At 36.2% G+C, this 12,673-nt stretch carries 9 protein-coding genes; 5 read left to right on the top strand and 4 right to left on the bottom strand.

Annotated features, from left to right (window positions below; all coding sequences use genetic code 11):
* The first annotated feature begins 34 nt into the window (after positions 1 to 34).
* From OLM61_RS14300 to purU, 5 genes are all read left to right on the top strand, one after another.
* On the top strand, positions 35 to 1,612 hold the full coding sequence (locus OLM61_RS14300) for a L,D-transpeptidase family protein (RefSeq protein WP_264523313.1): 1,578 nt from the start codon (positions 35 to 37) through the stop codon (positions 1,610 to 1,612).
* Between the two features lie 147 nt (positions 1,613 to 1,759).
* Positions 1,760 to 2,179, top strand: coding sequence for a cytochrome c oxidase assembly factor 1 family protein (locus OLM61_RS14295; RefSeq protein WP_264523312.1), 420 nt, complete (start codon positions 1,760 to 1,762; stop codon positions 2,177 to 2,179).
* A gap of 164 nt (positions 2,180 to 2,343) precedes the next feature.
* Positions 2,344 to 3,603, top strand: coding sequence for a hypothetical protein (locus OLM61_RS14290; RefSeq protein WP_264523311.1), 1,260 nt, complete (start codon positions 2,344 to 2,346; stop codon positions 3,601 to 3,603).
* A gap of 294 nt (positions 3,604 to 3,897) precedes the next feature.
* Positions 3,898 to 4,623: a DUF4197 domain-containing protein gene (locus OLM61_RS14285; RefSeq protein ID WP_264523310.1), complete on the top strand. Its 726-nt coding sequence runs from the start codon at positions 3,898 to 3,900 to the stop codon at positions 4,621 to 4,623.
* A gap of 80 nt (positions 4,624 to 4,703) precedes the next feature.
* Positions 4,704 to 5,558 (top strand): formyltetrahydrofolate deformylase, encoded by an 855-nt coding sequence (gene purU, locus OLM61_RS14280; protein ID WP_264523309.1) that lies wholly within the window; start codon positions 4,704 to 4,706, stop codon positions 5,556 to 5,558.
* Between the two features lie 155 nt (positions 5,559 to 5,713).
* Here the strand turns inward: purU and katG are convergent, their stop codons facing one another.
* From katG to OLM61_RS14260, 4 genes are all read right to left on the bottom strand, one after another.
* Complete coding sequence (gene katG, locus OLM61_RS14275) at positions 5,714 to 7,918, bottom strand: catalase/peroxidase HPI (protein ID WP_264523308.1); 2,205 nt, start codon at positions 7,916 to 7,918, stop codon at positions 5,714 to 5,716.
* A 588-nt stretch (positions 7,919 to 8,506) separates the two neighbouring features.
* Positions 8,507 to 9,307: an ABC transporter substrate-binding protein gene (locus tag OLM61_RS14270; RefSeq protein ID WP_264523307.1), complete on the bottom strand. Its 801-nt coding sequence runs from the start codon at positions 9,305 to 9,307 to the stop codon at positions 8,507 to 8,509.
* Positions 9,308 to 9,466: 159 nt separating this feature from the next.
* Positions 9,467 to 10,294, bottom strand: coding sequence for an orotidine-5'-phosphate decarboxylase (pyrF, locus tag OLM61_RS14265; protein ID WP_264523306.1), 828 nt, complete (start codon positions 10,292 to 10,294; stop codon positions 9,467 to 9,469).
* Between the two features lie 115 nt (positions 10,295 to 10,409).
* Positions 10,410 to 12,593, bottom strand: a complete 2,184-nt coding sequence (locus tag OLM61_RS14260; protein ID WP_264523305.1) for a DUF5723 family protein — start codon at positions 12,591 to 12,593, stop codon at positions 10,410 to 10,412.
* Between the last annotated feature and the right edge of the window lie 80 nt (positions 12,594 to 12,673).

The raw sequence follows: 12,673 nt of genomic DNA, 5'->3' as shown, positions 1-12,673 counted from the left end.
TACCTACAAAAGTAACAATGTAAAAATTAAAAAAATGAAAACATTATATCCACTCAGCCTAATTATAGTCCTAAGTTTTTTTATGTCTTCTTTTGCCAAAACTGATCATAAGAACGTTTCTTATAAAAAAACTTCAACTATCGCACCCGTTTACAAGAATTCAGGTTCTGATAATGTAAACGAAATTTCAAATGACTTCTTTAAAAGATATTCTGATTTGAAAAAATATAAGTCTAACGTCATGTCATTATACAAAAACAGAACTCCGGGAACTATTTGGTTTGATGAAGATGCCATCAATGAGTTTGGTTCTGCATTATATCAAAAAGCCAAAAAAACGAATGATTTGGTTGTTCCTTATCAAAAAGAAATCGATGCTCTTTTTTCTTCTTCTTCAACAACAAAACTGTCTAAAATAGATGCAGATATGCTTTTGAGCACTTTATATATTGCTTACGCCAAAAAAAATAATGCAGATGCCGGGAAAAAAATGTCGTATGATGCTATGCTGAAAGATTTTTTAAATTATAGTACAATCGAAGAAACTACTACTTCGACCACTGAAAATGTTAAAGTAACCTATGATCAATATTATAAATTACAGGACGTTCTGAAAAAATATAAAAAACTAGACCGTTCTAATAAATGGAAACCTATTGTTCCGGAAGAAACACCTTATAAAGATTTACGTCCGGATGCTGTTTCAAATACTATCGCCCAAGTCAGAACCCGTTTATACTTATTGGGAGATTTAAAAAATGATTCTAAAAGTAACGTTTACGACCGTGAATTAATGGATGCTGTAATGAAATATAAAGTTCGTAACGGTTTCAAACCTAACTATATTTTATCAGAAGAACATATTAAAGAAATGAATGTTCCTCTTGCCGATAAAATGGAGACCCTAAAACTTAACATGGAGAGATGTCGTACTATTTCGGATCAAATGGCCGGTTGCGATGAGTATGTTTTAGTCAACGTTCCTTCGTATGAATTGATTTATGTAAAAAATGGGAAGGTGCAACTAACTTCCAGTGTCTTTGTTGGAGCACCATTAACTAAAACAACCATTTTTAATGGCGAAATTGAGAGAATCGTTTTTAGCCCTTACTGGACCGTTCCGCAAAGTATTGTAAACAATGAGTTGAAAAGTAAAATCGCTGAGGATAAAAATTATCTGGCCAAAAAGAATATGGAAATCGTAAATGGTCAGGTACGACAAAAACCAGGACCGGATAATTCTTTAGGATTGGTAAAATTTATGTTTCCGAACCCTGATGACATCTATATGCATGATACCCCATCTAAAACTTTATTTGATTTTGAAAAAAGAACGTTCAGCCATGGTTGTATAAACGTAAAAATGGCAAGAGAATTAGCTGCTGCCATGCTTAAAGATTATCCTGAATGGACTCCCGATAAAATTGATAAAGCGATGGCGGGTAAAACAGAAAACAGTTTTAAACTAACTAAAAAAGTACCTATTTATATTACTTATTTTACTTCGCTGGTCAATGAAAATGGAGAAATTGGTTTCTTCCAGGATGTTTATGAGCGAGATACTGAATTAAACAAAACGGTTTCTCCTCAGACGGGAGTAGTATCTAACTAAAGTCTAGCGAATTAGTTAGTTCGCTTCATCAAAAGATTTTTAATTGAAGCTGTAATTTTTAATGGGTAATTTTAGATTTGAATTAAGAGTTTGGAAGATTAATAGTATCTTTAATCCTTCAAACTCAAATCTAAAATTACCCTTTTTATGGAAGACGATTATACTGAAGTTAGAAAAAGCTGGTGGGACAGAAATTGGAAATGGTTTGTACCAACAGGATGTTTGAGCCTTCTGGTGCTGTTTGGTTTGTTTATAGCCGGACTTTTCTTTGGATTAACTTCCATGCTCAAAGAATCCGATTCTTATAAAGCGGCCATGAACGAAGCACAGCATAATACCATAGTGCTGGAGAAATTGGGTAGTCCAATTGAAGATAACGGAATTGCCTCAGGCAGTGTTAATTCGAGCAACGGCATAGAGCATTGCGACTTACAGATTCCGATAAGAGGTTCTAAAAGCAGAGGAACCTTATTTGTAGTGGGAACTAAAAACGGAACATGGAAATACGAAGAAATGAGTCTTTATGTTGAAGACACTAAAGAACAAATTGATTTACTAAAGAAATAAAATTTCACTCCAAACCAACCAAATTCAATACTAATTCTAAGATTCATCTGCGTAAATAGCTGATGGAATACCGTTTATTCCGCAAGGTTTTTTTCTCTTTAAAAACATTCTTTTTAGTAGTTTGCTTCCCGTCCATATTCCTATATTTGGGCAAAAATTAACCTATGAGAAAAATTACATTGTTCTTACTGCTAGCCCTAATCAGCGGTACTTCTTATGCTCAGAAAGCAGACACCAACAAGAAAAAAGTTAAAATTACCATCCCAAAATCGGATACTTTCAAAAACATTAAAACCTACAACATTATCATCCAGGGAGATGACACCTGGAATGCGACTTATGCTAAGAAGAATTCAAAAACTTATGAGCACAATGTTGTTAAAAATACAATTGAAGATTACACTAAAAAAGATACTACAAATCCCGACGTTCGCGTTTTAATGGGATACAAAGGCGCTACTTACAAAAGAGCTGATAATGGTACTTACCTTTTAGATGGGGATTTCAAATATTTAGTTTTAGGAAAAAACAATGAAATCTTATATGAAAAAGGTACAAATGCTAAAATGTATTCTGGTACTTATGTAAACGGAAAACCAAATCAAAGTTTAGCCAGTGATTTGAATAACATTGGATACAAATACCTTACTGACAATAACATTCTTGCAACTGAAAAAGAATTTGCTTTAAACTACGGTTTGTTTGAGAAAGCGGAGGAGTTTCCTGAACTTGTTGAGTTTAATACTAAAACAGATGAGTTTTTAAACAAAATTGCAGCCAATTCTTTAGACCAATCGTACCTTACTGAATTAGAAAAATTCTACTTGAGTTATGTTGGTAAAGAATACAAAAAATTAAAGCCGAAAGATTACAACAAAGTAATTTACCTGAACTTAGCTTTGACACAAATGTTTCTGCTAAATTTTGATAAGTCTTTAGAATATCTTGAAACAGCGAAACAAGGTGCCGGTATGATGAGTTTATGGCCAGACGATGCTAAAGCAAATATCACAAGTTTAATGACCGTTAACCAGAAAAACTTAACGACCAAAGTGGAAAATCCAACATTTGATTCTGCTTACTTTATCTACATCAACGGAAGTGTGTCTCAAAATGACAAAAAGCTGACAGGAAAATTAAAAACCGATCGTTTTACCAATCACGCAGAGGGTGGCATTATGCAATCTAATGATCCAACGGAAGCAAAGGTTTGGGCGTACAAAGATAATGGAGAAGTTGATTTTGTTGTCGTTAATGATAAAACAACGATCACCACTGATAAAGGCCTTGAGTTAAAATTCATTTCGTACAACAATAGCTTTATTTTAGTAGAAAAAACTGGAGATTCATGTTTCAAAAAATACGAATCGAGCTCGAATGATGTTTACTGTGAGAAAGACGGTAAATTTGTAATTCAAAAATAAAAATACATTTAATACTACACGGTACAAAAAATAAAAAGAGGTTCAATTGCTAAAATTGAACCTCTTTTACATTTATACGATTTATTCCTCTGTCTTAAAAAGGTACTAAGGTTCTAAGATACTGAGGTAATAAAGTTCTGAAAACAATAAAAGCTTAGTCCCTCAGAACCTCAGCATCTTAGAACCTCCAAAAACCCAATGTTAAGGATGCAACAAATTGTTTACCCTCCTGAAATAAAATTGTGGCTTTATTTTTGAATAAGTAGTATTTTTGAAACTTATAAAACTCATTTAATGAAAAAGATTTTAATTCTATCACTTGCCCTTACCTTTTCTTTTAGTTCTTATGCTCAGGTACAAAAAACCTTAGACCAATTATCTCAACTGTCGTCAAAAATTAAAGGCAACAGTGGTGTTGATATCGCTTCGGGATTAAAAGAAGCCCTGAACAAAGGAATTACGAAGCAAGTAAGCAAATTAACCGCTGAGGATGGTTTTTATAAAAATGAAGCTGTAAAAATCTTAATGCCGGAAGAATTACAAAGGGTTGACGCTACCTTACGAAAAATCGGATTGTCCTCTCTTGCCGATGAAGGAATCAAAGTACTCAACCGTGCTGCCGAAGATGCCGTTAAAGAAGCAACTCCAATATTTGTTTCCGCCGTTAAAAACATGTCCTTTACCGATGCTAAAAACATTTTGCTTGGCAATGAAAATGCGGCAACCAGTTATTTACAAAACAGTACCACGACCGCTTTATACGGAAAATTTAATCCGGTAATCAAAACCTCTTTTGAAAAAGTAGGTGCCGATGTGGTCTGGACCAACATCATCAAGAAATACAATACTATCCCTTTAGTACGAAAAGTAAATCCTGATTTAACGGATTATACAACAAATCAGGCTTTAGCAGGTGTTTTTAAAATGATTGCGGTGGAAGAAAAAGACATCCGTACCAATATCAATGCGAGAACATCTCCTTTATTGAAAAAGGTATTTGCCATGCAGGATAAAAAATAATTTTTATTATTAAACTGTTTATTTGTTTAATCGAATTTACGGTTCAACAAATACAATTAACCGATTAACCAAGAGCCAAAATGCAAAAAATTACCATTTTAATTCACTGTAAAGATCAAAAAGGAATCATTGCCGCAGTGACTACTTTTATTGCTAAAGTAGAAGGAAATATTATCTATATCGATCAGCATGTTGATGTAGAACAAAATGTGTTTTTTATGCGATTAGAATGTGAACTTACCAACAATCAGGTGAGTCCCGAATCGATAAAAGAAGATTTTAGCAGAACGATTGCGGCCGATTTTAATATGTCCTGGGATTTGTACAAACAGGAACAAAAGCCTAAAATGGCGCTTTTTGTTTCCAAATACGATCATTGTTTGTTTGATATCCTTGGACGCTACAGCGCAGGTGAATTAAATGTAGAAATTCCTCTGATCATTAGTAATCATAACGATTTACGAGCGATTGCAGAGCGATTTGATATTCCGTTTCACTGCGTGCCTTTTACAAAAGACATTAAGGAAGAAGGGGAAGCAAAACAAATTGAACTTTTAAAAAGATATCAGATCAATTTTATTGTTTTGGCGCGTTATATGCAAATCATCACGCCTAAACTGATTTCACTTTACGAAAATAAGATCATTAATATTCATCATTCGTTTTTACCGGCCTTTCCGGGTGCAAAACCCTATCATTCGGCTTTTAAACGCGGTGTTAAAATTATTGGAGCCACCAGTCATTACGTAACAGCAGAACTGGATGAAGGGCCAATCATCGAACAGGATATTTCGAGAGTTTCACACATTCACTCCGTTGAAGATTTTATCATGAAAGGACGCGATTTAGAGCGTATCGTTTTAGCCAGAGCGATAAAACTACATGCCGAACGTAAAACGATGGTTTACAGCAATAAAACGATTGTTTTTTCTTAGGAACAGAGGGGCAAAGAAGCAAAGGTTCAAAGGTTCTGAGTTTGGAACGTATATTTTTAAAAAGTAAACCCGACAGGTTTTTAAAACCTGTCGGGTTTGTTTATTTAGAGGAAAAACTTTATTCCTTTGAACCTCTGAGCCTCTGAACCTTTTTATTAACGTAAATCAAATCGGTCAAGATTCATTACTTTGGTCCATGCTGAGACAAAATCTTTTACAAATTTTTCTTTGGCATCATTACCTGCATAAACTTCCGCTAAGGCACGAAGTTCAGAATTGGAACCAAATATAAGATCTGCACGGGTTGCTGTCCATTTTACTTCTCCCGTAGCGCGGTTGCGTCCTTCAAAAACTTCTCCGATTTCATCGCTGGCCTTCCAGGTTGTTCTCAAATCCAACAAGTTCACAAAGAAATCATTACTCAATGTTTCGGCTTTTGTTGTGAGTACACCATGTTTTGAACCGTCATAATTGGCATTCAATACTCTCAATCCTCCAATCAATACCGTCATTTCTGGTACTGACAACGTTAACAATTGTGCTCTGTCTACTAAAAGTTCTTCGGTAATGGCAGATGTTGTGGCACTTTTATAGTTTCTAAATCCATCAGCTTTTGGCTCCAACGCGTCAAACGAATGTACATCTGTTTGTTCTAAAAGAGCGTCGCCTCTTCCCTGTGCGAATGGAACGTCTACCGATAAACCAGCATTTGATGCTGCTTTTTCAATTGCAGCAGATCCTCCTAAAACAATTAAATCTGCGATAGACACTGATTTTCCCGAATTAGCAAAATCATTTTGTATGGTTTCTAAAACTGCCAATACCTTTTTCACCTGTCCTCCTGCATTAACTTCCCAACTGATTTGTGGTTCGAAACGAATACGGGCGCCATTAGCTCCCCCACGCTTATCTGAACCACGGAATGTAGATGCCGATGCCCAGGCCGTATTTACTAATTGTGAAACCGACAAACCACTGGAAAGAATTTTATCTTTTAAAGCAGCAATATCATTATAAGTCAACTCTCCTTTAGCCGCAGGAATCGGGTCTTGCCAAATCAATATTTCGCTCGGAACTTCAGGTCCTAAATAACGTGAAATCGGCCCCATATCTCTGTGCGTTAATTTGTACCATGCTCTTGCAAAAGCATCTGCAAATTTGTCGAAATTCTGGAAAAAATCTCTTGAAATTGGTTCGTAAATCGGATCCAGTTTCAAGGCCAGATCGGCTGTTGTCATCATCGGAGCGTGTCGCTTGGCCGGATTGTGAGCATCTTCTACAGTTGTAGCGGCGCTTTCATCTGTTGGTGTCCACTGATGTGCTCCCGCAGGACTTTTAGTCAATTTCCAGTCGTATTTAAATAAGGTTTCAAAATAACCATTATCCCAGGTCGTCGGATTTGGTTTCCATGCTCCTTCGATTCCGCTTGTGATAGCATCTTCCCCTACTCCAGTACCAAAACTGCTTTTCCAGCCAAATCCCATTTGTTCAATACTTGCACCTTCGGGTTCCGCTCCTACTAAGGCAGCATCGCCGGCTCCATGGGCTTTTCCGAAAGTATGACCACCCGCCACCAAGGCAACAGTTTCTGCATCATCCATTGCCATTCTTGCAAAGGTCTCTCTAATATCTCTGGCCGAACCTAGCGGATCTGGATTACCGTCCGGACCTTCCGGGTTTACATATATTAATCCCATCTGTACGGCTGCAAGAGGGTTCTCTAAATTTCGATCACCAGTATACCTGCTATAAGGTTTATCACTGGTAGCTAACCATTCTATTTCGGAACCCCAGTTCACATCTTGTTCCGGTTCCCAAACATCTTCTCTTCCACCTGCAAAACCAAAAGTTTTAAATCCCATAGATTCCAAAGCACAGTTACCAGTTAGGATCATCAAATCGGCCCAGGAAATTTTATTTCCATATTTTTGTTTAATTGGCCAAAGTAAAAAACGTGCTTTATCCAGATTACCATTATCCGGCCAACTGTTTAAAGGTGCAAAACGCTGGTTTCCTGAACTCGCGCCTCCACGACCATCAGATATACGGTAAGTTCCCGCACTGTGCCAGGCCATACGAATAAATAAAGGCCCGTAATGACCATAATCTGCCGGCCACCAATCCTGCGAATCTTTCATCAAATCAAAAAGGTCCTTTTTGACAGCATTCAAATCTAAGGTTTTAAATGCTTCAGCATAATTAAAACCTTTTTCCATCGGATCTGACAAATTAGAATGCTGACGTAGTATGTTTAAATTTAACCGATTTGGCCACCAATCTTTGTTAGAAGTTCCTGTACCAGCAGTTTCTTTCATTTGCCCATTGTGAAAAGGACATTTACTTTCGTTTGAATCACTCATTTTTTTCTGTTTTTTTTGATTAAAATTAATGGTCGCCTACCAAATGCTAATTTTTTTAAGAAACCACACCGCATTGATATTTAACACTTTATCAAATATACAAACTTATCTTTGCGATATTAATAAACAAAATTGATTGTTTTTATATTTTAATAGTCAAAAATTATTTAACACTACAGAAAGCTCAAAACAGCGAATCAAAAAATCTTAACTTATGTTCAACAAAGTAATAACAAAACCTTAACAGCAAAACATCCATATAAGTTGGATCTTTGTAGTGTAATAAACTGGTTATTTATTATTTTGGTTTTGGTTAGTTAAATGATGCCGGCGTCTTCGAGATGCCGGCATTTTTTTTTGATGAAATTCCAATACTTTTTGGTTAAATTCCAATAAAAAAATTCCAAATTCCAATTTATGCTGAACTGGTATTTGGGGTCTATTTTTTTTTTGCGAAATTCCAATAAAAAAATTCCAAATTCCAAATTTATAGCAAGTCTGGAATTTGGAATTTTAATTTTGGGATTTATTTTTCAGCTAAATTCCAATTTATAGTAAGCTTGGAATTTGGAATTTGATTTTTGAAATTTAATTCTTCAACCTTTCCTGTAGTATTTTAAAATAAGAAAGAGCCTTTAGCAATCGGCTTCCGTGCCAGGAGAACATTTCGCCATCGACGAAAATAGTTTTGGCGTGATGTGTAAAACGTCCGATCTCAAAGGCATCTTCTTCTTTAAACGGATAAGGCTCTGACGAAAGGAAAACCAAATCAGGATCGCCTTCCAGACGCATTTTTTTGAGTTCAATTTCAGGATAACGGCCTTTGTCACCATAAATATTGTGAAAATGATTCAGCTTCAATAACTCATTAATATAGGTATCGTTTCCTGCTACCATATAGGGATTTTTCCAAATAAAGTAAGCTGCTTTTTTCTCCGGAATGTCCTGAATGTATTTTTTAAAATCGTCTAAAGCGAAGGTTAACTTATTATTCCATTTTTGAGCTTCGGTTCTGCAGTTGAAGAGCTGGCCAAAATCCGAAATCATTTGGAAATTATCTTCAATAGAAACAATATTGGTTACCCAAACCGGGCAAATTGTGCTTAACTGTGCTACAATTTCAGGAGTGTTTTCTTCTTTATTGCAAATGATAACATCGGGCTGCAATAGTTTTATCTTTTCAAAATGAATCTTCTTGGTTCCTCCCACCATTTTTTTAGTCGATTTAAAATGATAGGGATGCACACAAAACTTGGTGATTCCGATGATTTTCTCTTCTAAACCTAAATCGTAAAGCAATTCCGTCTGAGAAGGAACCAACGAGATAATTCGTTTTGGGGCGGTTTCGAAAGTATGTAAAGTCCCGATCTGGTCTACTATTTGTTTCATGCTTTTTTTGTTTCAGGTTTGAAGTTTCAAGTTTCAGGTTCTTTAACCGCAAAGTTCGCAAAGATTTTCCGCAGGGTTCGCAAAAAATAACTTTGCGTTCATAGCGTAATCCTTTGCGAACTTCGCGGTTAAATTTTCAAAGTAAAATAACTTGAAACTTTAAACTTGAAACTTTGAGGTAATAATCTCTTCCATTTCTTTTTGAACTTTCAGCGCTTCTTCCCTTGCTTTTTCTGCAAAGTCAGTTCCTTTTGAGGCGTAGATAATCGCTCTGGCTGAATTGACCAATAAACCAACCTGATCGTTCATTCCGTATTTGCAAACTTCAGACAAGCTTCCACCCTGAGCGCCAATTCCAGGAACTAGCAAAAAGTTATCCGGAACAATTTTTCTGACTTCAGTAAAATACTCCGCTTTTGTAGCGCCTACTACGTACATCAGATTGTGGCTGTTTTTCCAGGTCTTGGAAGTTTCTAAAACTTGTTTGTATAATTCTTTTCCGTTTACGTTTAACGTCTGAAAATCAAAAGCACCTTCGTTTGAAGTCAGCGCCAGCATAATGGTGTGTTTATTTTCAAAAGCCAAAAACGGCTCTACCGAATCTTTCCCCATATAAGGAGCAACGGTTACACTGTCAAAATTCAAATCTTCAAAAAAAGCTTTGGCATACATGCTTGACGTATTTCCTATGTCACCGCGTTTTGCATCGGCAATGGTAAACATTTCCGGAAAATTCTCGTTGATGTATTCAATGGTTTTCTGAAGCGAAAGCCATCCTTTTAATCCATAAGCTTCAAAAAAAGCAGTGTTGGGTTTGTATCCCACAGCCAAATCATGAGTGGCATCAATTATTGCTTTATTGAATTCAAAAATAGGATCTTCGGTTTCTAATAAATGAGGTGGAATTTTGGTCAGATCGGGATCCAGTCCAACGCATAAAAATGATTTTTTTAATAGAATTTGTTCGTGTAGTTGTTGTGTTGTCATTCTTGATTTTTTAGTTCTTCTAATGCAGTAGAAATACTTCCATTTTAGAAGTATACAAAAATAAAAAAAGCCATTCAATTACGAATGGCTTTTTGGTTTTATATTCAATTTCAGCTTACAAATTGCCTAAATAAACAATTTCTGTTCTTCTGTTCTCTGCTCTTCCTTTAGCTGTTTTGTTGGATTGAACCGGTTTTGCAGATCCAAATCCTTGTGAACTTAAGTTCGTCGGATTTACTCCTTTTGCAATCAGAGCCTCCATTACTACTTTTGCTCTTGCTTCAGATAATTTCTTATTTGTTTTAGGATTCCCTACGTTATCAGTGTGTCCGTTAATCGCAAACTTAGCATTTGGATAGTTTTTCAGGATTTCTTTGATCGCATCTAATCTGCCTGAAGTTTCTCCTTTTCTGGCATCACTTAAAGTTGCTTTTCCGGTTGTAAAGAAAATAGATTTCGCTTCCACTTTCAACTGTGCCAATGTTTCTTTGGTAACTTTAGGACAACCGTTGTTTTCTGCAGGACCATATACTAATGGGCAAGCATCATCCTTGTCTAAAACTCCATCTTTGTCAGCATCTAAAATTGGACATCCTTTATTTTCTAACGGACCAGCAGCTTCCGGACAAGCGTCATCTTTGTCTAAAATTCCGTCTTTGTCTGTATCAGGCCATGGACATCCTTTATTTTCTACCGGACCGGCAACCGCAGGACAAGCATCTACATTGTCTAATAAAGTATCCCCGTCTGTATCCGGCCACGGACATCCTTTGTTTTCAACAGGACCCGCAACATTCGGACAAACATCATCTTTATCAAAAACTTTATCCCCATCTGTGTCTGGCCAAGGACAACCTTTATTTTCTTCCGGACCAGCTACTTTTCTACAAGCATCTTCTTTATCGATTACACCGTCTTCATCTGTATCTTTGAATTTCTTCTCGTAAACCGGTAATTTTACACCAAGGTGAAAATCAGCCGCTTTTGATTCTTTTGAAACCAAATTGGTAATAACAGAACCTGAACCAACAAAGAAAGCACCTAAGCGAATCCCTGATCCTACCTGCATTCCGCTATATTCCATCCAGGTCATTGGTACATAAAAACTAAACCATCTACTTTCATAACGAGGCGTTAGGCTTACACGATTGGCAATACTGCTTCCGTTTAATTTAGAATCGCTCACCATGCTGATGTCACCATTTAAATTCAGGTAGAATTTTCTGTACATGTTCCAATCTACATCGGCATGAATAGCCGTTGGTAAGTTTGTTTTAACTCCCTTAGAAGTCGAAACCTTTGTATAATGCTCGTTTAGGAAATCATACAGATTATCAGCATCATTTATCATTTTCTCTGTTACAACTCCGGTAACATTATAGGTATCTAATTTTGAATTTCTGTAGTTAATCGAACCAATATCAGTAACCGAAAGACCAAAACGTACTTTGTATTTGTTTAAATCACGAAAGTTATTGTCGGCTCTTTTGGCCTTGTTTAGATCGTATTTTTCGTACTCCGGTCTCCATTCGTAAACAAGTCCAAAATCAAAACCGAAACCATTTGAATTTGCATCAAATTTATAATCTTCATTAGCCTCAAAATCCTGGCTCGCTCCTATCGTTACTTCTCCTTCAGAAAGAAGAGTGCTGGCTCTTGGGTTAGCTTTGTTTTCTACAAACGCCACTTTTACTCCTCTGCCCTGAGCATAACCGTTTACACCTCCCTGAAGGTACTTTGCAGTTAAACCTCCTTTTAAGAAATGCTGATTATTTTGCCATAAAACTGCAGCATAAGAAAGACCAACTTCTCCCCATGAATTAGAAACTGCGTTTGGATTGCCTAAGTTAAAATTAAAATTACTGGCATGATCTAAACCATCTTTCACTTCATTTACAAGGCTACCATTAACATTATAGGCATTAGTAACAGATCTGGCTCTTGTAAAAACAGCAATCGTATGTTTTGGAGCAATATTAAACATGAAAGAAGGCCCCATGATATCAAAATTAACCAAACCATTGTTGGCGTTAGCCGGTGTCATGATCGACTGACGGTCAAAATCATATCCTTTTTTGTACACATCAAAAAGACGAACACCGTAAAGATCATTCGATACCGATCCACTGATCGAAAACAGGTTAATATCGGTTTTAAAACGGGAATCAGCGATAGAAGCCGGATTAAAAAGAACACTTTGAACACCTGCATAATTATCGTGCGTGTATCCCAGATAAGACTGAGATCTGGCCGAAAAAGTAATTGCAATAAGTAATAAACTGAGTAAAGTTTTTTTCATTAAAATTTGTTTTTGTTTGGGTAAATTCGGCGGCAAAACTACACTATTTGAATCACAAACAGGTTAAGTAAACATTGAAT

The organism is Flavobacterium sp. N502536 (assembly GCF_025947345.1).
Taxonomy (GTDB): domain Bacteria; phylum Bacteroidota; class Bacteroidia; order Flavobacteriales; family Flavobacteriaceae; genus Flavobacterium.
This window is presented reverse-complemented; position numbering and strand designations above follow the sequence as displayed.

Coding starts and splice junctions, on each gene's coding strand:
- purU (WP_264523309.1), top strand. CDS start 4,704: ATGCAAAAAATTACCATTTTAATTCACTGTAAAGATCAAAAAGGAATC.
- OLM61_RS14290 (WP_264523311.1), top strand. CDS start 2,344: ATGAGAAAAATTACATTGTTCTTACTGCTAGCCCTAATCAGCGGTACT.
- OLM61_RS14300 (WP_264523313.1), top strand. CDS start 35: ATGAAAACATTATATCCACTCAGCCTAATTATAGTCCTAAGTTTTTTT.
- OLM61_RS14285 (WP_264523310.1), top strand. CDS start 3,898: ATGAAAAAGATTTTAATTCTATCACTTGCCCTTACCTTTTCTTTTAGT.
- katG (WP_264523308.1), bottom strand. CDS start 7,918: ATGAGTGATTCAAACGAAAGTAAATGTCCTTTTCACAATGGGCAAATG.
- OLM61_RS14260 (WP_264523305.1), bottom strand. CDS start 12,593: ATGAAAAAAACTTTACTCAGTTTATTACTTATTGCAATTACTTTTTCG.
- pyrF (WP_264523306.1), bottom strand. CDS start 10,294: ATGACAACACAACAACTACACGAACAAATTCTATTAAAAAAATCATTT.
- OLM61_RS14270 (WP_264523307.1), bottom strand. CDS start 9,307: ATGAAACAAATAGTAGACCAGATCGGGACTTTACATACTTTCGAAACC.
- OLM61_RS14295 (WP_264523312.1), top strand. CDS start 1,760: ATGGAAGACGATTATACTGAAGTTAGAAAAAGCTGGTGGGACAGAAAT.